The organism is Clostridioides sp. LIBA-7602 (assembly GCF_056688945.1).
In genome coordinates this window covers 198,729-222,221 of record NZ_CP196991.1, presented here as the reverse complement: position 1 = coordinate 222,221, position 23,493 = coordinate 198,729, and the positions used below count along the sequence as shown (strand labels likewise).

18 protein-coding genes, 1 pseudogene and 1 riboswitch are annotated in these 23,493 nt (G+C 28.8%); of the genes and pseudogenes, 3 read left to right on the top strand and 16 right to left on the bottom strand.

Annotated elements, in window-relative coordinates; translation table 11 throughout:
• Positions 1–416: 416 nt before the first annotated feature.
• From ACTG45_RS01380 to ACTG45_RS01370, 3 genes are all read left to right on the top strand, one after another.
• Positions 417–2,429 carry a sigma-54 interaction domain-containing protein gene (locus ACTG45_RS01380; RefSeq protein WP_479917900.1) on the top strand — a complete coding sequence of 671 codons (2,013 nt, stop codon included), beginning with the start codon at positions 417–419 and terminating at the stop codon, positions 2,427–2,429.
• Between the two features lie 367 nt (positions 2,430–2,796).
• On the top strand, positions 2,797–4,017 hold the full coding sequence (locus ACTG45_RS01375; protein ID WP_479917899.1) for a M20 metallopeptidase family protein: 1,221 nt from the start codon (positions 2,797–2,799) through the stop codon (positions 4,015–4,017).
• Between the two features lie 36 nt (positions 4,018–4,053).
• Positions 4,054–5,403: an APC family permease gene (locus ACTG45_RS01370; RefSeq protein WP_479917898.1), complete on the top strand. Its 1,350-nt coding sequence runs from the start codon at positions 4,054–4,056 to the stop codon at positions 5,401–5,403.
• Between the two features lie 84 nt (positions 5,404–5,487).
• Here ACTG45_RS01370 and ACTG45_RS01365 read toward each other — a convergent pair whose 3' ends face one another.
• The 16 genes and pseudogenes from ACTG45_RS01365 to prfB form a co-directional block, all read right to left on the bottom strand.
• Positions 5,488–5,955 (bottom strand): VOC family protein, encoded by a 468-nt coding sequence (locus ACTG45_RS01365; protein ID WP_479917897.1) that lies wholly within the window; start codon positions 5,953–5,955, stop codon positions 5,488–5,490.
• 483 nt (positions 5,956–6,438) lie between these two features.
• Positions 6,439–7,401: a CPBP family intramembrane glutamic endopeptidase gene (locus tag ACTG45_RS01360; RefSeq protein ID WP_021382583.1), complete on the bottom strand. Its 963-nt coding sequence runs from the start codon at positions 7,399–7,401 to the stop codon at positions 6,439–6,441.
• 292 nt (positions 7,402–7,693) lie between these two features.
• Positions 7,694–8,644 (bottom strand): 4-hydroxyphenylacetate decarboxylase activase, encoded by a 951-nt coding sequence (gene hpdA, locus ACTG45_RS01355; protein ID WP_021382581.1) that lies wholly within the window; start codon positions 8,642–8,644, stop codon positions 7,694–7,696.
• On the bottom strand, positions 8,637–8,894 hold the full coding sequence (gene hpdC / locus ACTG45_RS01350; RefSeq protein WP_021382584.1) for a 4-hydroxyphenylacetate decarboxylase small subunit: 258 nt from the start codon (positions 8,892–8,894) through the stop codon (positions 8,637–8,639). Before hpdC ends, hpdA begins: the two co-directional genes overlap by 8 nt.
• A 3-nt stretch (positions 8,895–8,897) precedes the next feature.
• Positions 8,898–11,606 carry a 4-hydroxyphenylacetate decarboxylase large subunit gene (gene hpdB, locus ACTG45_RS01345; protein ID WP_021382585.1) on the bottom strand — a complete coding sequence of 903 codons (2,709 nt, stop codon included), beginning with the start codon at positions 11,604–11,606 and terminating at the stop codon, positions 8,898–8,900.
• 295 nt (positions 11,607–11,901) lie between these two features.
• Positions 11,902–12,918, bottom strand: coding sequence for a tRNA (adenosine(37)-N6)-threonylcarbamoyltransferase complex transferase subunit TsaD (gene tsaD, locus ACTG45_RS01340; protein WP_479917896.1), 1,017 nt, complete (start codon positions 12,916–12,918; stop codon positions 11,902–11,904).
• Between the two features lie 5 nt (positions 12,919–12,923).
• A pseudogene (gene rimI, locus ACTG45_RS01335) lies at positions 12,924–13,187 on the bottom strand (ribosomal protein S18-alanine N-acetyltransferase); the annotation flags it as partial.
• A gap of 120 nt (positions 13,188–13,307) precedes the next feature.
• Positions 13,308–14,417: an IS200/IS605 family element RNA-guided endonuclease TnpB gene (gene tnpB / locus ACTG45_RS01330; RefSeq protein WP_479917895.1), complete on the bottom strand. Its 1,110-nt coding sequence runs from the start codon at positions 14,415–14,417 to the stop codon at positions 13,308–13,310.
• A gap of 582 nt (positions 14,418–14,999) precedes the next feature.
• The gene (locus ACTG45_RS01325) at positions 15,000–15,221 is read right to left on the bottom strand and encodes a GNAT family N-acetyltransferase (protein WP_021382561.1); all 222 of its coding nucleotides are present in this window, start codon (positions 15,219–15,221) and stop codon (positions 15,000–15,002) included.
• Positions 15,211–15,927 (bottom strand): tRNA (adenosine(37)-N6)-threonylcarbamoyltransferase complex dimerization subunit type 1 TsaB, encoded by a 717-nt coding sequence (gene tsaB, locus ACTG45_RS01320; protein ID WP_021382564.1) that lies wholly within the window; start codon positions 15,925–15,927, stop codon positions 15,211–15,213. Before tsaB ends, ACTG45_RS01325 begins: the two co-directional genes overlap by 11 nt.
• On the bottom strand, positions 15,927–16,379 hold the full coding sequence (gene tsaE, locus ACTG45_RS01315; RefSeq protein WP_479917894.1) for a tRNA (adenosine(37)-N6)-threonylcarbamoyltransferase complex ATPase subunit type 1 TsaE: 453 nt from the start codon (positions 16,377–16,379) through the stop codon (positions 15,927–15,929). Before tsaE ends, tsaB begins: the two co-directional genes overlap by 1 nt.
• 128 nt (positions 16,380–16,507) lie before the next feature.
• Positions 16,508–17,548, bottom strand: coding sequence for a DUF4116 domain-containing protein (locus ACTG45_RS01310; protein ID WP_479917893.1), 1,041 nt, complete (start codon positions 17,546–17,548; stop codon positions 16,508–16,510).
• Positions 17,549–17,884: 336 nt separating this feature from the next.
• Positions 17,885–18,490 carry an ECF transporter S component gene (locus ACTG45_RS01305; protein WP_169469729.1) on the bottom strand — a complete coding sequence of 202 codons (606 nt, stop codon included), beginning with the start codon at positions 18,488–18,490 and terminating at the stop codon, positions 17,885–17,887.
• Positions 18,491–18,613: 123 nt separating this feature from the next.
• Positions 18,614–18,731, bottom strand: a riboswitch (FMN riboswitch).
• A gap of 59 nt (positions 18,732–18,790) precedes the next feature.
• A complete protein-coding gene (locus ACTG45_RS01300; protein WP_479917892.1) occupies positions 18,791–19,957 on the bottom strand; it encodes an amidohydrolase in 1,167 nt (388 codons plus the stop codon).
• Between the two features lie 143 nt (positions 19,958–20,100).
• Complete coding sequence (locus ACTG45_RS01295) at positions 20,101–22,242, bottom strand: Tex family protein (protein WP_479917891.1); 2,142 nt, start codon at positions 22,240–22,242, stop codon at positions 20,101–20,103.
• A gap of 143 nt (positions 22,243–22,385) precedes the next feature.
• Positions 22,386–23,493 (bottom strand): peptide chain release factor 2 gene (prfB, locus tag ACTG45_RS01290; RefSeq protein ID WP_479917890.1). Its coding sequence is split into 2 segments (ribosomal slippage): positions 22,386–23,417 and positions 23,419–23,493, totalling 1,107 coding nucleotides; the frame shifts between segments, so codons are not numbered across the junction.

Below are 23,493 nucleotides of genomic sequence, written 5' to 3'. Positions count from 1 at the left end.
TAATTTATATTATTTTTAATAAAAGATGCTATTACTGTTAAATTAGTCTTGACAAATTTATTCTACTCACGCAGAATAAACTTATACATATATATTTTCATATATTATTTATTTTAATACAATTCTATATTTATGAAATTATTTTATCAATAGAATTTATTAAAATAAATTTTTTAGGTGTATATTATAATTTAATCGAATAGAAATGAAAAATATACATACAGTTTGAATTTTAAGCAACAATTAGGGGGATTTGGTGACAAGATTTAATTATAAGAAAGAAAGTGTCTTAAGGCGACTTTTATAAAGTCATGGATAGACACTTTCTTTTTTATTTGATAAATTTAAATTACCAGAATCATATAGCTCTATACAACCTTTTTGTTAGAGACTATTTATTATATAAGGAGAAGTTAATGAAAAAATCAGTGGCATTGGTAAATGATAGTAGAAAAGATTTAATAGATTTTTTAGAAAATAATTTGAAATTAGTTTTTGGAGATTATATAAATATTAACAGATACTTTATAGATGAAATAAATGATAATGATATTATAAATGATGATGTGATACTAGTAATGTCAGTAGAAAGATTAGATAAAATTATAAATAATATATTAGATAAGAAAAAAGTTATTGTTATAAGAAGAACTTTTAAGGAAGATAAAATATATAATTTATTATCTTTACCACAAGGTACAAATGCTCTAATCGTAAACGATTCTGATGAAACTACTCTAGAAACCATAAGTTTGTTTTATAAAATTGGAGTAACTAATATCAGACCAATTCCATATATGAATGACAATAACTATAAGGATATAAAGATAGCTATAACTCCAGGAGTTCCAGAAAAAGTGCCTAGCTTTATCTCAGATATATTTGACTTGGGTCATAGATATATAGATATATCCACTTTTATAGAAATAATAAACTTATTACAAATTGATTCAAAAGAAATACAATCTAATCTAGTTAAATATTCAGAAGAGATAATAAGTTTAGATACTGGTATAAAAGATAAATATAAGGAACTATTCTTAAAAATAGAAGAATTAGATACAATATTAAACTTATCAAAGGATGGTATACTATTTACTTCAAAAGATGGTGAAATAAATACATATAATAGTAAGGTAAAAGATATTTTAGACATAAAAGAAGATATATATGGAAAACACATTGAGGAAATATTTATAGATAGTTTAAAAGTTTTATTGAATGAACAAGAGATACTAGACAAAGTTATTATATTCAATAAAAAATATATAAATGTAAATAAAAAAAATATATACAATAGAGATGAAAAAATGGGTACATACTATAGTTTACAAGAAATAACATACATAAAAAAACTAGAACAAAATCTCACTAAGAAGTTAAGAGAAAAAGGACAAATAGCAAAATACACATTTAAGGATATAAAAACAAATAGCTCCAAGATGATTGAATGCATCGAATTAGCTAAGAAGGTTTCTAAATCTGATTTAAGTATACTTATTAGAGGCGAAAGTGGAACTGGTAAAGAACTAATAGCTCAATCTATACATAATAATTCAAATAGAAAAAATCAGCCCTTTATAGCAGTAAATTGTGCAGCTGTTCCTGAGAATTTACTAGAAAGTCAGTTATTTGGATATGATAAGGGAACTTTTACTGGTGGTCTAAAAGATGGAAAGCAAGGACTATTCGAACTTGCTAATAACGGGACAATTTTCTTAGATGAAATAGGCGATATGCCCTTAGAATTACAAACAAAACTACTTCGAGTTCTTCAAGAAAAACAAATAATGCCAGTTGGTTCTCACAATGTAATTAATATAGATGTTAGAATCATATCTGCTACAAACAAGAACTTAGAACAAATGATTGATAAGAGGCAGTTTAGGGAGGATTTATATTATAGATTAAATACAATACCAATAAATATCCCTCCTCTAAGAGAAAGAAAAGAAGATATATTAATTATTATGGAAGATTTAATTAACAAGAAATTAGTAATTACACCAGAGGCGAAAAAACTTATACAAAACTATAAGTGGAAAGGCAATATAAGGGAACTTCAAAATGTAACATCTTATTTAAATATTATGTGTGATAATATTATATTAGAAAAAGATTTACCCCCAAATTTAAGAACTTTAGATAACAAAAATTCATCATTGAAATTAAAATATAATAAGAATGATATATTAAATATACTCGAGATATTAATTTTAAATAAGGAATCAGATGTTGGAATTGGTAGAGGATTAATTTTAAAGACATTACTAGATAAAAATATCCAAATTACAGAAGGTAAAATTAAAAAAATATTTGAATATCTAAAAAAAGAAGAACTTATAATTTGTGGTTCAGGCAGATATGGAAGTAAAATAACTCAACAAGGAGAAGACTTTTACAATAAATTAAAATATGAAAGTTTATAAATTTATAATATATTAAACAAAGAAATCTATTCAGGTGCAAGACGCTTCCTCAATAGATTTTTTATTTTGCAGATATGTAAATATAGTACATTATTTTGCATGTAATTAATAGGAATTAATAGGAATAGGATAAATTTAATAATTCCTATTATCTTTATATAGATTAATATATAAGATTATTCTTATCTAGAACAATATTTTTTTCCGAAAACTGCAATAAAATAATCATTTTTTATATTTTGCCAACAAACAAATGATTATTTTAATTCAAAATTCTTATAAAAAACAAATTTTATTCGTTAAAAATTATGGCATAATAATTGCTACTATATTAACCAAACAATAAAAAGTAATTGGAGGAATAAAAATGCAACAGGCTTTAAAATTAGAATATCAAAATAAAGAACTGGGAAAAGATTTTGTAATAGAAAGTTGTAATTCTATAAAACCTTGGCTAATAAATGTAAGAAGAGAATTGCACAAAATTCCAGAATTAGCTCTTGAAGAAAACCTTACCAAACAAAAAGCCATTTCTTACTTAAAAGAAATAGGAATTGATTATATGGAATTTACAAAACACAATGGGATTATGGCATATATTTTAAAAGAAAATGCAGATAAAACTATTTGTATAAGAGCGGATATGGATGCCCTTCCTATAGAAGAAGAAAATAATATACCTTATAAATCAATACATTCTGGAAAAATGCATGCTTGTGGTCATGATGCACATACAACTATGCTACTTGGAGCATGTAAAGTTTTACATTCAATAAAAGATAAATTAAATGTAAATGTAAAGTTCTTATTTCAGCCAGCAGAGGAAGGTTTTGGAGGAGCAAAATTCTTAGTTGAAGATGGATGTTTAGAAAATCCTAAAGCTGATTATATATTTGGGCTTCATGTTATGCCACATATTGAAACAGGATTTATTGAAACAAAATATGATACATTAAATGCTAGTGTTGACACTATAAAAATAAATGTCAAGGGTAAAAGAGCTCATGGTGCATATCCTGAAAATGGTATTGACGCAATAGTTACAGCTTCACAAATTGTTACATCATTACAAACTATAATAAGTAGAAACTTAGAACCAAATAATGCTGCTGTTTTAACTATAGGTAAAATATATGGTGGAGATGCACACAATGTAATATGTGAAGATGTAAAACTAGAAGGTACTTTAAGAACTTTAAATAGCAAAACGAGAAACTTTATGATTGATAAGATATCTAAAATTGTTGAAGATACGGCTTCTGCATTTGGCTGTATTGGGACATTGCATGTAAGTGATGAAAATTATCCCGCTGTTATAAATGAAAAAGAATTAGTAGACACTGTTATCTCAAGTACTAAAAAATTACTTGGAGAGGAAAAATTTATATTGAGACCAAACCCTTCTTTAGGTGGGGAAGATTTTTCTTTTTACACAGAACATTGCAAAGGAGCATTCTTTCACTTAGGATGTAAAAGTGAGAAAAAGGGGTTAACTTCACCTCTGCATACCTCTAGCTTCAATATAGATGAGGATTGTCTACCAATAGGTGTTATGATGCATGTAATGAATACTTTATATTTTAATTAGTGCGATAATTAATAAAAGAATAGGAGATAAATTAATATGGAAAAAGCTAAAAAATTAGGGTTATTTAGTATGATATTATTAGGAATTAATAGTATAATAGGTTCAGGTATATTCTTACTACCAGGTAAAGTTTATAATCTAGCAAGTCAAAACAGTATATTTATATATATTTTTGCTACAATTCTAGTTCTATCAATACTTTTATGTTTTGCAGAAGTTGGAAGTATGTTTGATAAAAATGGAGGTGCATATCTATATTCCAAAAAAGCTTTTGGAGATTTTATAGGTTTTGAAGTTGGTACCATGTCTTGGGTTATAAGAATTATATCATGGTCTACTCTAGCAGTAGGATTTGCAACAGCTTTAGGTTCATTTTGGCCAGAAGCTGCAACTGAATACAAGGGCTATATAGCAGCATTGCTAGTAACACTACTTTCTATAAATAGCTTATTTGGAATTAAAAGCACAAAGATAATGAATAACGTAATAACTATAGCTAAATTAGTACCATTAATAGTTTTTGTAATAGTCGGAATATTCTTTATAAAATTTGGAAATATTGTCCCTTCTGGTAATGTAGTTAACTCTAGTGTAGGACCAGCTATCATATTGGTATTTTACGCATTTACTGGATTTGAATCATTTATTGTAGCAAGTGGAGAGATGGAAAATCCCAAAAAGAATCTTCCAATTGCCTTAATAACTACTATATTTATATGTGCAATAATTTATATTTTAATTCAAGTTGTCTGTATGGGTATACTTGGAGATAAACTATTTGAAAATAGTATTCCAATTGCAGATGCTTCAAGTGTATTTTTAGGTAACTATGGTAAGGTCTTTATATCTGTAGCAACATTAATCTCTATATTTGGAATAAATATAGGTTCTTCAATAGTAACTCCTAAATGTGGTTCTTCTCTAGCAGAAGAAGGTTCTCTTCCAGCATTTATAGGAAAAACAAATAAATATGATGCTCCATATGTAGCAATAATAATATCTTTAATTTGTTGTATACCACTTGTACTGACTGGAAGTTTTGAACAGCTTGCAGTAATGAGTGTAATTGCAAGATTTGCTCAGTATATACCAACTTGTTTATCAGTAATAGTTTTAAGAAAAAGAACAGACATTCAAGCTTCTTTTAAGATTCCATTTGGACCTGTTATACCAACAGTAGCTATTTTAGGTAGCTTATGGTTGCTACAGCAAGCTTGGGCAGAAGATATGGCAAAACCTATAACTCAAAATAGAGTTTTAATAGGATTAGGAGCAATGTTATTAATAGCACCTCTATACATAATTATGAAAAAAAATAAGGGTATTGAGTATGAAGATAAATCAGAAGATTCAAAATTATATATTTCTGGAGAAAAAATTCAATAACATTTTATAAACTCATTATGAAAAGTAATAAATAAAGGCGAAAGCATAGATTAGCTGACGCCTTTATTTTAATATAATCTATGCCTAGTTTAAAACTGATTCAATATATTCAACAGTTACATCCATTCTTTTGGCTACCTCATCCATTGAAAGTCCACTATCTAAAAAACGTCTACACACAGATGACATAGTTTCCCCAACCTCAATAATATGCTTATCTAAATCATAAAATCTAATTGCTCTTTGACCCCAACTATGTTCTACAGCCAGATGAACATAATCTATATCTTTCATTGTACTCAATCTTTCAACAAAAGTATCAAAATATTCTTCCTCAAAATATAACTCAGCATCATTTCCTTTGAATTTAACTTCATTGTCACTCTTATTAATAAACTCTAACCAAAGTTTTTTTTCTTGTAATGATATATCACCTTCTAATACAACATTTTCTCCAAAATCACAGATTACCTTTAATCCTAAAACATCATAATAAAACTTTTTTGATTTCTCAATATCTTCAACCACTATTAAAGCATTTAAAAATTTCATATTACCTCCTTGATATATGTATATTTTATTTATATTGTATAAGTAAAATTAAACTATGTAGATTTCAATAAAATATGGTATAAATAAAAAAATATAAGTCTTATTGAAATAATTGAGTCGATTATATCATATAATATACATTTAATCTTGTAAAAAACAGACATCTATAAATAAACTATATACTTTTGTACCTTTTATTTATAATTTCTATAAAATTAGTCACTTAAAGATATGTAAAAAAAGTTTATATTAAGCTAATAGACAAATAAAAAGAATAACAACTATTTATGTCTTATTAGTTGCTATTCTTTATTTTACTTGAATATAAGGTATTATTTTATATAAATATTTTCAAATTGACTGTGTTATAAAGAAATACTACTAATGTGTAAATCCATACACACCTTTATTAGTATCATCTCTACCAAATAACATAATTTACCTGTAATAGTATTGATTTATTTTAAAATTTATACTAATTAACTAATTCTTGATATTGTGCATATTTACTTTATTACTAATAAAATCATACTTAGAATCTCTATAGTAATACCATACAAATATAAAACTAAGTATGTTAATAAAAGTAGTCAAAATCCCACCTTCAATACCAAACATACCACCATTTAATAGATTACTATTAGTAATTTGTGTAGTTATAATCCCTGGGACTTGAAGTCCACTAACAGGCATACCATATATAATTCCTTGGAATACATTCCATGTAAAATGATAGCCTATACACATCCATATATTTGAGGATTTTATAAACATATATGAGAAAAGGATTCCAACAATTATAATATTAACTATAGATAAAAATGTAACATCAGGATTTGATATATGAATCAATCCAAAAACAACAGATGGAACAATCATTATAAAATAAATATTGTTACATCTCCGTAAAACTGCCATTAAAAAACCACGATTTAAAATTTCTTCTGCAAAAGCAACTACAATAAAGACAGCTATCCAGGAAACTGTTAAAAGTGAAAGTTTTGGTACCCATGAAACAACATGCCCTCCACCAATTGTTATTGTTATAATAAAAACTATTGTACAATTGACTATTCCTAACAACATTCCCACATATCCTTCTTTTTTCTTAACCCTATAAGAATGTAATCCCATTTCACTAATAGGATGTTTCATAATAAATCTCCATACAATTATTGGAATAATAATCATAAGAGCATCTGTTAGAATTTGAAATACAATTGGTAAACAAACATCATTTAGCCAATTAGCATATTCCGAAAAATAGTTTGTTTTTGGATTAATATCACCTGTAGCAATCAAAATTTTTCGTAATATTTGTATAAGTATAGAACTTGAATAATACTGAAGTATGTAAAAGGTAGCCATAACGGCTATAATAATCCACCCTGAACGTACTTTTTTGTCTTTGTTCTTAATAAAAAAGTTGTTCCATAATTTGTTCATATAGATATCTTCCTCCTAATTATTATTTTTGGTTGTTTCTAATACAGATTATATTAAATTTTTTCATAGTAATATTTTACCATAAGGCTTCTACTACTATAAAGTAAACATAATAGGTGTTCTAGTCATAATTTAAGCTATACAAAATAGATATTTAGGTATAAATTTGAAGCAATCTTTATGGATATTAAGTAATATATAAAACTTTACTTGATTATTTTTACACAAAAAAGGATGTCACTCTAACTTTTAGTGTGACATCCTTTTTAATTAAAATTTATGGCATTTACTTTTAAAAAGCTGTCTCATGACCAACATAACAAGCTATACCATTATCCAAAAATATATCTTGTAATTCTTCAAGATGCTCTTCATCAACATCTCCCTTATCAGAATACTCATACTCCTTGCCTAATTGAATCCACTTTGATTCTCCTAGCCTATGAAATGGTAACAAGTTAATCTCTACCAAATTATTTTTGTGCATAAAAGATATAATATCACTTATATTTTCAGTACCATCATTAAATCCTCCTATGACTGGCACTCTAAGTACCAATCTTCCTTTCCAGTCAGAGTTAGCAAGATTTGATACGTTTTCCAATATTAAATCATTATACACACCAGTTTGCTCTTTGTGTTTTTCTCTATCCATATGCTTTATATCAATAAATGCAAAATCAATATCTTTAAATATTTTATTAAAAACTTCATTGGAAACACATGCACTTGTCTCAATAGCAGTGTGCACATTTATCTCATGACATTTCAATAATACTTCATGTAAAAATTCATGTTGAAGTAGTGGCTCTCCCCCACTAAATGTTACTCCTCCATTACTTCTCCAGTTGTTAGAATCACGTTTAATTACTCTTATAAGCTCATCTACAGTATAAGGTTTTGCACATAGCTTAAACGCATTATAATAACATGAGTTGACACATTCAAAACTTTCACAGTCTTTACATATGTTCCAATCTATGGTTGGCTTATTATCAAGATTAAAACTCAATGCACCTTTTTTACATTTGCCATGGCATACAGTACACCCATCTTCATATTTACAAGATAACTCACTAAACATCATATGTGGTCTTACAGTCCAACTTTCAGGATTTGCACACCATTTACAACTAAGTGGACATCCATTTAAAAATACTGTTGTTCTGCAACCTGGTCCATCATGGACTGAAAAGCTTTGTACATCAAAAATCATGCCTTCTAGTTGATTTTGACTACTCATTAAACGTATGTCCTTCACAAGTAATTGCATTTAATGTTGAATATACCCAGTCTTCCCTTTCAAGACCAACACATTTGCCTATACCTTCATCATTAACATCAATAAAATTTTTACAATTTTTACATTTTGGCATTGTTTTTATTTCTTCACAAGCTTCATCATCTAAGTTAAGCATTTGTTTTGATAATCTACAAATTCCTTTAGTAGCATCTACTGCACAAAAATTCATACAATCACTATGTTTTTTCATATTTTACACCCCTTCATACTCTGTTCTAGCAATTACTTCGTCCTGTATTGGTTTTCCTAATTCACACCAGTATTGAGTGAATCCAGCAACACGCACCATTAATTGACGATAATTATCAGGATTTTTCTGTGCCTCTTTTAATGTTTTTGAATCCACAACATTGTATTGTATATGGAAGCCACCTTTTCTTAAGTAACTTCTTGTTAAGTCTAATAATTTTTTAGTACCTTGTTGTCCTTTAATAGTTGTTGGGTGAAGTTTTAAATTCATTTGAGAATTTTGAACTACCGCTTGGTCCCAAATAGTTGCAGACTCAAATAATGCATAAACACCATTTTTATCAGTTCCTGCATATGCAGAAACTGAACCATCTGAATATGTTGTCCCACTTAATCTACCATCTGGAGTAGCTAAAGTAGCAGCTCCTTGTGGACCGTGTGTAGAAACAGATATTTGACAAGGGTACATCTTTTTAGCATATAAAGATTGTGCTTCTTCACATACTTTTGCTAACCATATTTCATAGTTTTTAAGAATGCTATCTGCATATAAATCATTATTTCCATATTTAGGTGCATCAAGACAGGCCTTGTAAATAGCATCATATTTACCAGTTTCATCTACTTTTACTTGGTCTGCCATAGAATAATTTCCAACTTCTAAAGCATCTTTAAATCCAAAGTTATTCAAAATAGCCTCTTTCATTTCTTCAAGTGTAAAAGATTTGTCATCATATACAAGTTTTTTAAGTGCTGCAAATGAATTAACCATAGTAACAGTACCGCAAGTCTCTACATTTAATGTTGCATTATAACGATATCCCATATTTCCTATATGTTGACCTTTGTCTAAACAATCTGGCTTTAATAGTGAATTTATTACAGAGGTATCAAACTTTCTCCATATATCTAGCTCAATATTATTTGCTCTTTCAAGAACATTTATTGCTTGTTTATAATAATCTTTAAATACTTCTACAACCTCTTCATATGTATCTAGAGGTTTATTATGAGGTTCAAATACTTGTACATTCATACGATGGTCTTTACCATTCATAAGAACAAGTTCTAATATTTTAGGATTAGCTAAAAAATGTACTCCAGAACCAGCTGTTTGCCCTGCTCCACCTGCTATAGAATATGTTTTTCCATTTAAAGTTAACTGTTTCCAACATCCTGGAGATGTTTCTAGACATCCACCTAATGCAAAAGCTCTAGCTTCTTCAACAGTCATACCTTCATCAGCAAATTGTCTCATCATAAAAGTTGTTCCATTTGAGTTGTTTACCCATGCTGGATAACCAGAACCAAGCTTTGTACATTCAACAGCTTTCATTAGGAAATCTTCTGGAAGTTTTTCATCGTACAACATAGTTAAACTAGGTTGAGGAGTTCTACATCTCATACTTGCTTCTAATAGTAATTCTTCTAATTCATTTGCTCCTGTAGAACCATCTTCTCTTAATCCACCTATAGATAATGTATTAAATGTATTTCCTGATAATACTCCTCCATTTACACCTGCTGAAGCAAAACAGTCAATACAAGTAATCTTTATTCTATAAAGTTCTAATAATTCAATTACTTCTTCTTTTGTAATTATTCCTTTTTCTATATCTTGCTCATACCAAGGATATAAGATTTGACCAAAACGACCTATAGACATACCAGATATAGCATCTTCGTTTACTGATGCTATATGAATTGTATAAGTCAATTGAAGCGCTTCCCTAAATGTACGAGGTTGTTTGTGTGCAATATGTTCTAATATTTCCACTAAATCTGAATATTCTTTTTTAGCTTCCAAATCTTTTTCTATACTCTCTAAATATTTTGCATGTTTTGCATAATTTAAAATCCAAGTTTGTAATCCTTCAATAACTTGAACAACTGCTTCATAGAAATATAGACGGTCCATTCCAATAAGTCCATCTCCAGATGCGTTTCCTGCAACTGCTTTCTTACATTCTTTTGCCATTTCTATGATTCCATCTAATCCATAATTCAAAGGATAAAAATAATTTATAACTTCTCTACCTTGAGGAAGTGTATATCCTGAATCAAACATACAAATAAGCGTACTCATTAATTTTTCTTTTAAATCATAATCTGGCATCATTTTCTCATAATGAAAACCTACATCTTCAACTGATCTTCCAACCCATTCTTTAGCCATTTTTACAAGTACAGGTACTTCTTCTTTTCTCATTCCAAACTTACCAGCTATTGAAACAACATTTCCAAAACTTTCAGTTACATTTCCCCCACCAGAACCAAATTTTGTAAGTTCATCTGCTGTATTACTAGCCAACTTATTTGCTTCTTCCTTCATTTGTTCACCTTGAGCTACGAAGAAACTTTCACTTACCCAAGGCATTGGGAATGACCCTCTATAGTGGCGTGTTTTTTGCATTACTATTTTCTCGCCTGGTATTATATTTGGTGTCATATGAGAAAAAGCAGATTTAAGAGCCTTAGCTCTTCTAACTACAGGTATATCACCATCTGATTTTCTATATTCTCTATTATACCAATATGGAAATTCCATATCAGCTGTAGATAATGTATTATAATATACATTTAATAAATCATCAGCTCTTTTACTTGCCTTTTTTTCACTAAATTCATCTAAATTTTCTTTATCTTGAAAATTTGCCTTAATATTTTTTGCTTCTAAAATACTTCTTATCTTGTCTTCTTTACTTTGACTCATTTCTTCCCCTCCTTAATCTTTCTATAATTAGTATAAGACTTTTTAATAGGAGAAAAAAAGGGTACATTACCCACTTTTTAAAATAATCTTTCTACAAAAAAATAAACTTGAAGCAAATTCAGACTAAAGATGACCTTTATATTCTAAACACGTTGCAATTCATTAGAATATAAATGTTATACATAGTTTTACTTCAAGTTTTAATATATACTATATTTATTTTTATTATATTCAATTTTACTTCTAGTTACTTTTTTGAAACAAATCCTTAATATACTTATAAATTTAGTTTATATTACTGATTTATCTTTAAATTTGGAACTGCATTCAAACTCATATCATGTGTTTTACCATTTATAAAATTATAATATCCTGCACACCCTATCATAGCTGCATTATCTGTGCATAAAATTAGAGGAGGATATTTAACAATTATCCCACTATTTTTTGCAAGCTCTGTTATTTTAGCTCTTAGACCCGAATTGGAAGCAACTCCACCAGAAAGGGTTATAATATCATAGCCTTTATCTTTTGCTGCTTTTAGTGCTTTAGTCGATAAAACTTCTACTACAGCTTCTTGAAAAGATGCTGCTACATCTTCAACTATTATTTCTTCATTCTTCATTCTTTTTCCATTTAGATAATTTAATACAGAAGATTTTAATCCACTAAAACTAAAGTCGTAGCTATCTTCTTCTAAATAAGCTCTTGGAAATTCTATAGCATGTTTATTTCCTTTTTTAGCGAGATTATCAATAATTGGACCTCCTGGATAACCTAAATTCATTGCTCTTGAAATCTTATCAAATGCCTCTCCAGATGCATCATCTCTAGTTTTTCCTAAAATTTCATACTTACCATAGTCTTTGACTTCAACCAAGTGAGTATGACCTCCAGATACTATTAATGTTATAAAAGGAGGTTTCAAATCCTTGTGCTCTATATAATTTGCACTTAGATGACCTTCTATATGATTTACTCCTACAAGTGGTATATTCAAAGTATATGCAAGTGCTTTAGCATAAGATAAGCCTACTAGCAAGGCTCCTACTAGACCAGGTCCATATGTAACTGCAATATGGTCTATGTCATTAAATCCTACATTTGCTTTATCTAAAGCTTCCTGAACAACTATATCAATATTTTCCACATGTTTTCTTGAAGCTACCTCTGGAACTACACCACCAAATTTTTTATGTGTCTCTATTTGAGTAGAGATTATGTTTGAAAGTACGTCTCTACCATTTTTTAAAACTGATGCAGCTGTTTCATCACAACTACTTTCTATAGCTAATGTTATTATATCACTCATAAACTCTACACCTCTTTTAATTGGTTCCACATTATAATTGCATCTTCTTTATTATCACTGTAGTATTCTTTTCTTATTCCACCCATTTTAAATCCATATTTTCTATATAAATTTTGTGCTATTTTATTTGATGCTCTAACTTCTAGTGTCATAGATGCAATATTATTATCTTTGCATAAATCAACTATACCTTTTATTAACTTATCTCCTATTTTTTTGCCTCTATAGTCACTATGAACAGCCACATTATTTATATGCCCCTCCTGAACCTCCCATGACTAAAGTCACAGGGTTCCTGCTTCATAGAATTTTGCATACTAAAATATGTCTTACCAATTCTCCACAAGCTATCCCCGTAGTTCCTACGGTTCTTACATAAGTTATTTATTTTAAACTGTCATTAGTCTTAGTCCTTCTTTTAGTATATTTATACTTGCATTTATATCTCTATTGTGAGTTACATTACAACAAGGACAAATCCATTCTCTTATATTTAAATTCTTCATTTCCTCGTTTTTGTACCCACATTTATTACATATTTGTGAACTTGCAAAGAATTTACCTACTTTTACAATTTGTCTACCATACCAATTAGCCTTGTATTCTAATTGACGGACAAATTCTGACCATGACACATCAGAAATAGAGCGAGATAGTTTATGATTTTTAGTCATATTCTTTACTTGTAAATCCTCTATGCAAATAATATCATTCTCTCGTATTAATTTAGTAGATAGTTTTTGTAGAAAATCCTCTCGACAATTAGCTATATGTTCTTGAAGTCTTGCAACTTTTAACCTTGCTTTATTTCTATTTAAACTACCAATTGTTTTTCTTGATAATTCTCTTTGTAATTTTGCAAGTTTGTTTAATGACTTCTGAAGATACTTAGGATTTTCTATAAATTCTCCACAACTTGAGATACAAAATTCTTTAATTCCTAAATCTAAACCTATCTGACTATTAGTATTTTCAAATGCTTTAATATCTATATCAGTACAACATAATGATACATAATATTTACCACTTGGTTCTTTGGATACTGTAGCATTAAGTATTCTCCCTTGAGGTACTTGTTTATCCCTTACTTTGATCATACCAAGTTTAGGTAATTTTATATATTGACCAAGGTGCATAATATTTTCATTTGTAAAGTTAGTTCTATATGAAAACCTATTAGTTTTCTTTGATTTAAATTTAGGAAATCCTGCATTTTCTTTAAAGAATTTTTTATATGCGTTTTCTAAATCTTTTAAGGTGTTTTGTAGTGAAAATTTGTCAGGTTCTTTAAGCCACTCTAATTCCTTTTTTAAATTGGTCAAATCAGAACTACACTGTTTATAAGTAAAAATGTCTTTATCGTTTTCATAAACTTCTATTTTTTTAGCAAGATATTTATTATATACAAATCTACAACATCCAAAAGTTTTATTAATTAACTCTTGCTGTTTTTTATTTGGATACATTCTAAACTTATATGACTTTTCCACTACTATCACCTCACTTTACTTGTTTTTTCTGATTATTCATCACCCATCATAATATTAACATTTAAAACAAGTATTTTGAAGGTTTTCATATTTATTTTTTAAATAACATATATAAGAACTGTAAGCCCTTAACTTTTATCATTTTTGAGGTTGTCGTTCACATAAGTTCGCTACTACCTATGCAGTTCTCTTATGAACTTCTTACATTTTCATGCAAGCACAGACTATATCTTATCCTTCGGCATTATCCGTTAAGGTCTACCCACTTCCACTACCAATAGCTTGTAGTGTACTTCCCTCAAGAGGAATAGTCGTTGAAGTTTCTCCTATTCGGAGCTTACCTGCTGATTGCCCATTTTAAAGTACTTAGGGTTTAACCTTATACCATCTAACCAATTTTTTCTACTTTCGTAACTTTCACACTTAGGTTTATTTCATCCTTATGTTTTAGTTTAGTTAGCTTTAGGGGTTTCCAGCAATTCAAGTAGTATTGGATAGGTTCTTTCCTATCTCTACATATAAGTTTCCCTATATGCTGACTACTTTAGCTACTAACTCACGACTAAAGTCACGAGTGTGCGTAGCTATTTTTTAATCAAGTATAAGCCAAATTCCCACGTATCCAACAACTTTTCCATCTAGTTTAGCTACTATATACCTTGCTACTTCATTAGATAACTCTTTTCTAAAAGATTCTTTTGACCAATAATCTTCAAAACAATTTTTTTCTACTTCAAAAACTTCATCTATATCTTTAATAGTCATTTCTTCTATTTTTATATCATCTACTATTAGTTTTGTATTATCTTTCATCATTTAGCCTCTTCATTTTTTCATCGTATTGTACCTCAGCTTGAGATTTTCTGATATACATAGGATTTATTGTATAACAAGTATGTACATCTATATTTTTATTATATTTACTTAATGCCAAAGAGCATAAGCTTCCTGCATTAGATACATTATTAGCTGGTGATGGTATTTTTACATTTTTTATATTTTCTAACTTATCTTTATACTTATATACCGCTTCTCCAACTACTATAAATTCTTCATCACTTGATACTATTTCCTCTAATAAAGTATCAAATTCCACAACATTAACACCCTCTAATTCTATTAGCTCTCCATTTTCAAGTTTATATTTAGCTGAATAGACTTGATTCTTCTGCGCATCTAATATACAACATATCTTCCTATCACATAGATTCATGTTATTTGCTAGAGATTCTAAAGAATTCACTGCTATTATTGGTATATTATTTACATGAGCCATAGCTTTTACTGTGGCCATACCTATTCTAAGACCTGTAAATGACCCAGGCCCTATACATACAGCTAATAAATCCATATCTTTTATACTTAAATCACTCATGTTCAACATACTTTCTATCATTGGCATAAGTTTTTGCGAATGAGTTTTCTTGTTGTTCACTGTAAACTCACATATTAAGTTATCATCTTCTACAACTGATACACTTGCTGCCATAGAAGATGTATCCATACCTAGTATTTTCATTATTTAGTCAACTCCTCAACTATTTCTTTGTAAAAATCTCCTTTTGGAGTTAATATCATTTCTCTTCCATCATCTTTATACTTTAATTCTATATTTAAATATTCCTCTGGAAGTATATCTTCTATTAGATTAGCCCATTCGATTATGCAAATTCCCTTTGAATTTATATATTCATCATATCCAATATCATACATTTCATCACTGCTACCTATTCTGTAAACATCAAAATGATACAAAGATATTTTGCCTTCATATTCATTTATTATAGTAAAAGTTGGACTTGTTATATAATCTTTTATACCTAATGAATCTGCTAAGCTTTGTGTCATTGTAGTTTTCCCAGCCCCTAAATCTCCTACTAAACAGATAACACTACCTTCTTTCAAAAGTTTACCTAATTTATATCCTATTTCTCTAGTTTTATTTTCATTTTCTAAATATATTTTTGCCATCAATTCATCTCCATTTTGATATAATCGTCATGTGAATTTATATCACTGCTTAATTAATTATAGTATAAGCCTAGACTATTATAAAGTACTTCTATTTATCTTTTTTTATTGATGGCCATATCTAGACATTATATACAGTCTTCAATAATAATTTTTATATACTCTTTTGCCTTACAACTTTGCTTTAAAGCTTCTTTGCATATTTTCTCAGATTGCTCTTTTACATACTTAAGAGACTTATAATTCTCTTTCACTGCTTCAATACACATTTTTTCTGTCTGATTTTTTATATACATTAACATCTTACCATTTTGTCTTACAATCTCTATACATATATCTTCTGTATAATTATCTATGTAACTTAACACATCTTTAATATTATATTTTTTATCTAAATATCTTATAGCCTTTATACATATTTCCTCTGTTTTATTATTAACAAATTGCAGACTTCTTCCATCTTGTTTGACAGCTTCCATACATATTTCATCTTTTTGTTTGTTTACATATTGCAGTGCCATACCATTTTGATTTACAGCTTCCATACACATCTTATCTGTTTGATTTTTTACATATTGTAATGCTTTATAGTTTTGCTTAATCGCTTCTATACATAGTTCTTCACTCTGTTCTCTAACATATGCAAGACACCTACCATCTTTTTTAATTGCTTCTAAACATATACTTCTTGTTTGAACCTCTAAAGCTTTTAGTATACTTACAACATCTATATTTGAAGAATATCTTATTGCTTTTATAATAAGCTTCTCTGTCTGGTTTCTTACATACTTAAGTGCATTACAATCCTTTTTTATAGCTTCAAGACATATATACTCTGTTTGTTCTTTTACATATTTTAGTGCTTTATAGTTATACCTTATTGCCTCTAAACATAATTCTTCTGTTTGCTTTTTTACATACTCTAGGGCTTTATAGTTTTGCCTTATCGCTAGAATACACATCCCATCAGTTTGATTTTTTATATTTTTTAATTCACGATAATCATACTTTACACTTTCCATATTTTCAATGTATTCATTTGTAATATACTTTAAAGGCATTTTCAACTCTTCGTTATCAACACTTATATGAATATTTTCCCAATTACTATTAAAATAATACCCTTTATCATCTAAAAATAATTTTTTCAATTTTTTAGATATACTCATCTATCTACACCCCTATCATTATTAAATTAGATATTATTAAAAAATTAAGCATAAATCTTTATTTATTTTTTATAATATCTTTATTTTTTATTTATTATGAATTCGCTCTGTGTATTATAGATACCTTTTTAGTATTTTAATAGTTAATCGTTTTAATTCTTCCTTTATTTTAAAAATTAAATTTGCCTAAATATTTCTTATTTTATATACAATTTTTGATAAATTAATAAAGCCATAATCTATTTAATATATCAATCACAATATAGGACCGAAGTTATAAATAAATTATGGCTATTCAATACATTTAATTTTAAAATTTTATATTTTCTTGTCTAATTATTTTTTTATTACATTTCCCATTTTTTTATAAAGTGGTAATGTTACTAAAGATATTATAACAGCCTTTAATACATTAAATGGAGCTATCATCCAAATTACAAAAGTAAATAAATCATGAACTTGAGGATTTATAGCTGAGCCTAGGCCTATTATAGCATCTAGTCCCATTAATTGCCCATAAAGTGGCAGCATTACAAAATAATTTACCAATGAACCAATTATAGTCATAGCTATTGTCCCTAATACAAATCCAATTACTACACCCTTTAAATCTTTACTTCTCTTATATGAATAACAAAGTATAAGTACATAAGAACCACCAATTAATATATTTGCAAATTCTCCTACTCCTCCAGTTGTTGTTGCTGTTATCATTTGTAGTATATTTTTTACTACAACTACACCAAATCCAACCAATGGTCCTAAAGACATACCACCAAATATTGCTGGGATATCTGATAAGTCAATTTTTAAGAAATCTGGAAAAATACCTGGTATTGGTGCTTGAATAAACATCAATAAATAAGATATTGCAGATAAAATTGACATAACCACCAAAGTTCTTGTTGAAATCATATTACCTCTTTTTACTGTATTTTGCATAACTACTTTCCTCCTAATCAATAGTTTATATTTTTTAGGAAAAACAAAAAACTCGAAGATCCTATCTTCGAGTTTTTATGGATATAGTTTAAACAAACTAAAATAAACTTATTTATATTCCATAAATATCTTCTCTCATCCAGACTTTACTGTCGGCTTTGGAATCTCACCAAATCAACCACCTAAGTAGTTCGCGGGCTATACCGCCGGTAGGGAATTTCGCCCTGCCCCGAAGATCTTCTTTGATTTTTTAATTTTCCTTACACTCTTATATTAGTTAATTTTTTAATAATTGTCAAGTTATTTTTTCTCATATACTACTTTGCCATTTATTATAGTGTAAAGTACATTACTTTGAATCTCTAGTGGAGAATTGTCCCAAATTACTATATCTGCATCTTTGCCAACCTCTATGGAGCCTACTTTGTCTCCTATTCCTAAAGCTGTAGCTGGATTTATTGTAATTGATTCTATTGCTTTTTCTTCTTTCATACCATGTTTAACTGCTATGCCTGCACATATTGGAAGATATTGAACTGGTATTACTGGATGGTCTGTCATTATACATACATCAAGACCTGCATTTGAAAGTATTCCAGCTGTACTAAATGTCAGATTTCTAAGTTCAAATTTAGACCTTTCTGACAAAGATGGACCTACTATCACAGGAAATCCTTCTTCTACTAATTCATCTACAATAAGATGGCCCTCTGTACAATGGTCTAATGTAAGTTTTAAGTTAAATTCTTTTGCAATTCTTATTGCTGTAAACATATCATCAGCTCTATGAGCATGTGCCTTGAAAGGAATTTCTCTTCTCAGCACAGGTATTAAACTTTCCATTTTTATGTCATATTCAGGCTTTTCACAGTCTTCATCATCATGACTTTCATATAAATCAATCTCTTCTAGATATTCTTCCGCCTTTTTTAAATTTTCTCTAAGCAAGGCTGCTATAGCCATCCTAGTTTGAGGAGATTTATCATCTTGACCATAGCAACTTTTTGGATTTTCTCCAAATGCTATTTTAGATGCAACTGGATTTTTTATTACCATTTTATCAATTCTTTTTCCATGTGTTTTTATAGCTATACATTGACCTCCCATAACATTTGCACTTCCAGGTGTTGTACAAACAGAAGTTATACCACCCTCAAAAGCTTCTTTAAATGTTCTATCCATTGGATTGATTCCATCTATAGGATTTAATTGTGGTGTTATTGGGTCAGTTTCTTCATTTCCATCTGCCCCTTCAAAACCTATCCCATCTTCCCATAGACCCAAATGAGTATGAGCATCTATAAATCCAGGGAACACAAGTTTATTACTTGCATCTATTATATCTGCATCTAATGGTGCTATTAAGTCTTCTCCTATTTCTATTATTTTTCCTTCATCTATAAGGATATCGCCTTTAATTATTCCATTTGTTATGGTGTTTATTTTACCATTTTTTATAAAAATCATTCATTTTCCTCCTGATTTTCAAGACTATCTTACTTCTTTTTAACATTGTTTTTTACAATATACTTTTTTAATTTTTGATACTCATACCTACTATAAGTTGTATTTACAAATATAGAATTCAAAATAACAATACATAAATTTGTTTATTTTTTCATTGATAAAGCTACTCTTTTTTTGTTTAAGTCAATTCCAATAACTTTTACATCAACTATATCTCCTACTGTAACAATACTCATAGGGTCTTTTACAAAGCTATTACTCATTTCTGATTTATGAACTAACCCATCATTTTTTATTCCAATATCTACAAATGCACCAAAATCTACAACATTTCTAATTGTACCTTTTAAAGACATGCCTTCTTGTATATCTTCAATTTTTAAGACATCAGTTCTAAGAATAGGTTTTATTCCTTCTTCTCTTGGGTCTCTTCCTGGCTTTTTAATTTCAGCTATAATATCTCTTAAAGTAACTTGACCTACTTCTAGCTTTTCACTTAATTCTTTTAGACCAATCTCTTTTATTTTCTCATCTATTTCTTCTATATTTTTATTTTTTATATCATCTAGAGAATACCCTATTATCTCAATCATTTTTTTACATATATCGTAACTTTCAGGATGCACACCTGTATTATCTAGTGGGTTTTTACCATCTAAGATTCTCATAAATCCAGCACATTGAGTGAATGCTTGAGGTCCAAGTCGTTTTACTTTTTTCAGTTGTACTCTCGATGTAAAATCTCCATTTTCTTCTCTATATGCTATTATGTTTTTTGCAATAGCTTTACTTATTCCTGCAATATGTTCTAATAGAGAGTATGATGCTGTATTTAAATCTACTCCAACACTATTTACAGAATCTTCAACAACACCATCTAATACTTCTTCTAGTCTTTTTTTATTTAAATCATGCTGATATTGACCTACACCAATACTTTTAGGGTCTATTTTTACAAGCTCTGCTAATGGGTCTTGTAATCTTCTAGCTATAGATATAGCTCCTCTTATTGATACATTTATATCTGGATGTTCTTCATTTGCAAGTTCAGATGCTGAATAGACAGAGGCTCCAGCCTCACTAACTATAACATATTGTACTTCCCTATCTATCTCTTTTATCATTTCTGATACAAAAGTTTCTGATTCTCTAGATGCAGTACCATTACCTATTGAAATTATATCTATATCGTATTTTTCAATCAATCCTTTTAAAACTTTCTTTGCCCCTTCCACATCATTTTGAGGGTCTGTTGGGTATACTGTTGTATAATCTAATAGTTTACCATTTTTATCTACTATAGCTATTTTACATCCTGTTCTAAATGCAGGGTCAAATCCCATAACTACTTTGTCTTTAACTGGTGGTTGAAGCAATAAACTTTTAACATTTTTTCCAAATACACTTATAGCTCTTTCTTGAGCTATTTCTGTTAAATGATTTCTTATTTCTCTTTCTATTGATGGAAAAATTAATCTTTTATAAGAATCTTCTATTGAGCTTACGATTTCTTCCTTATTTTTGAAATTTTTATCATTTACATATTCATTTATTATGTAATTTAAAACTTTATCATTATTTATTTCTAACTTAACTTTTAAGAAGTTCTCTTTTTCTCCTCGATTTATTGCCAAGACTCTATGTGGAGCCATGCTCTTTACTGCTTCATTATAATCATAATACATATCATAAACTGATTTCTCATCAGTAGAGCTTTTGCTAACTATCATGCCTTCTCTTAATGCTAATTCTCTTATATATTTTCTAATCTTAGCATCATCTGAAACTAATTCTGCAATTATATCTCTAGCTCCTTTTAATGCATCTTCAACAGAAAGAACTTCTTTCTCCTCATCTATATAATTCTTTGCTTCTACTTCTATACTATCTAGATTATTCTCTAGTATTGACAATGCTAAATTTTCTAATCCCTTTTCTTTAGCTATTGTTGCTCTAGTTCTTTTCTTTTGTTTATATGGAGCATAGATATCTTCTACTTCTTGTAATGTCTTTGCTTTTTCTATATTTTTTGTTATTTCATCTGTTAACTTGCCTTGCTCATCTATTAGTCTAACTACATCATCTTTTCTACTTTGAAGGTTTCTTAAGTACATCAATTTTTCATGAAATTCTCTTAGTGTAACATCACTCATCTCACCAGTCATTTCTTTTCTGTACCTAGCTATAAATGGTATTGTATTACCCTCATCAATAAGTTTTAATGTATTATTTATTTGCTCATCTCTAAGATTAAATTCTTTTTTTAAGATTTGATTTATATCCAATTTTTTCACTCCTAATGTTAGTTTTTTCATAAGTATAATAAACAGAACGAAGGCTGAGGGTTGTCGTCCTCAGCCTAAGTGCTGTAAGTGCATAGTAAGCACTAACCTTCTTATACATATATCTTAATTACAGTGCATATTTATTAAACTGTTTTATTCATTTTTAAGTATTCATTAATAAATAGGTCTATATTTCCATTCATTACACTGTCTACATTTCCAAACTCAGCATTTGTTCTATGGTCTTTAACCAATTTATATGGCTGAAAAACATACGACCTAATTTGACTACCCCATGTTATTTGTGAATATTTTCCTTGTATATCTTCTATTTTTTCCTTTTGTTCCAATTCTTTTAGTTCTATCAGTTTTGCCATCAAAAATCTCATAGCTCTATCTTTATTTAGATGCTGAGACCTCTCATTTTGACACTGAACTACTACACCTGTAGGAACATGTGTTATTCTAACTGCTGAATCAGTTGTATTTACATGCTGCCCCCCAGCTCCAGACGCTCTATATGTGTCTATCTTTAAATCTGATGGATTAATTTCTACTTCTATATTCTCATCTAACTCTGGTGTTACATCTATAGATGCAAATGAAGTATGTCTTTTTCCTGATGGGTCAAATGGAGATATTCTCACCAACCTATGAACCCCTTTTTCACTCTTTAAGTATCCATAAGCGTTTGTTCCTTCTACAAGGATTGTAGCTGTCTTTATCCCAGCTTCAGGGTCTGATATTATATCTAAAAGCTTAACTTTATAACCCTTTCCTTCTGACCATCTTATATACATTCTCAAAAGCATCTGAGCCCAATCTTGAGCATCCAAACCGCCAGTACCAGCGTTTATAGATAATATAGCATTATTTTTATCATACTCTCCACTTAGAAGAGTTTTTATTTTAATTTCAGATAATTTTTCCTCTATTGATTCTATGGACTTTTCTATATCCTTTTCTACAGAGTCATCCTCTTCCTCTAGACCTATTTCAATCAATACTTCTATATCTTCTAATAAATTTTTTAAACTTTCATATTCTTCTAGTGTCTCTTTTAAAGATTTATTTTCTTGAAGTACTCTTTGAGCGAATTCATTATCGTTCCAAAAGTCTTGTTTGTTCATCTTTTCTTCATTAATTTGTATTTTTTCCATCAATGAAGCTATGTCAAAGAGAAACCCTCAATTCTTCTAAATTTGAAGCTATCTGCTCCACACTATGTCTATACTCTTGTATCTTTAACAT

Bases quoted from the DNA above. Each gene is read 5' to 3' on its own strand.
- ACTG45_RS01380 (WP_479917900.1), top strand. From the start codon at position 417: ATGAAAAAATCAGTGGCATTGGTAAATGATAGTAGAAAAGATTTAATA.
- ACTG45_RS01375 (WP_479917899.1), top strand. From the start codon at position 2,797: ATGCAACAGGCTTTAAAATTAGAATATCAAAATAAAGAACTGGGAAAA.
- ACTG45_RS01370 (WP_479917898.1), top strand. From the start codon at position 4,054: ATGGAAAAAGCTAAAAAATTAGGGTTATTTAGTATGATATTATTAGGA.
- ACTG45_RS01365 (WP_479917897.1), bottom strand. From the start codon at position 5,955: ATGAAATTTTTAAATGCTTTAATAGTGGTTGAAGATATTGAGAAATCA.
- ACTG45_RS01360 (WP_021382583.1), bottom strand. From the start codon at position 7,401: ATGAACAAATTATGGAACAACTTTTTTATTAAGAACAAAGACAAAAAA.
- hpdA (WP_021382581.1), bottom strand. From the start codon at position 8,644: ATGAGTAGTCAAAATCAACTAGAAGGCATGATTTTTGATGTACAAAGC.
- hpdC (WP_021382584.1), bottom strand. From the start codon at position 8,894: ATGAAAAAACATAGTGATTGTATGAATTTTTGTGCAGTAGATGCTACT.
- hpdB (WP_021382585.1), bottom strand. From the start codon at position 11,606: ATGAGTCAAAGTAAAGAAGACAAGATAAGAAGTATTTTAGAAGCAAAA.
- tsaD (WP_479917896.1), bottom strand. From the start codon at position 12,918: ATGAGTGATATAATAACATTAGCTATAGAAAGTAGTTGTGATGAAACA.
- ACTG45_RS01325 (WP_021382561.1), bottom strand. From the start codon at position 15,221: ATGAAAGATAATACAAAACTAATAGTAGATGATATAAAAATAGAAGAA.
- tsaB (WP_021382564.1), bottom strand. From the start codon at position 15,927: ATGAAAATACTAGGTATGGATACATCTTCTATGGCAGCAAGTGTATCA.
- tsaE (WP_479917894.1), bottom strand. From the start codon at position 16,379: ATGGCAAAAATATATTTAGAAAATGAAAATAAAACTAGAGAAATAGGA.
- ACTG45_RS01310 (WP_479917893.1), bottom strand. From the start codon at position 17,548: ATGAGTATATCTAAAAAATTGAAAAAATTATTTTTAGATGATAAAGGG.
- ACTG45_RS01305 (WP_169469729.1), bottom strand. From the start codon at position 18,490: ATGCAAAATACAGTAAAAAGAGGTAATATGATTTCAACAAGAACTTTG.
- ACTG45_RS01300 (WP_479917892.1), bottom strand. From the start codon at position 19,957: ATGATTTTTATAAAAAATGGTAAAATAAACACCATAACAAATGGAATA.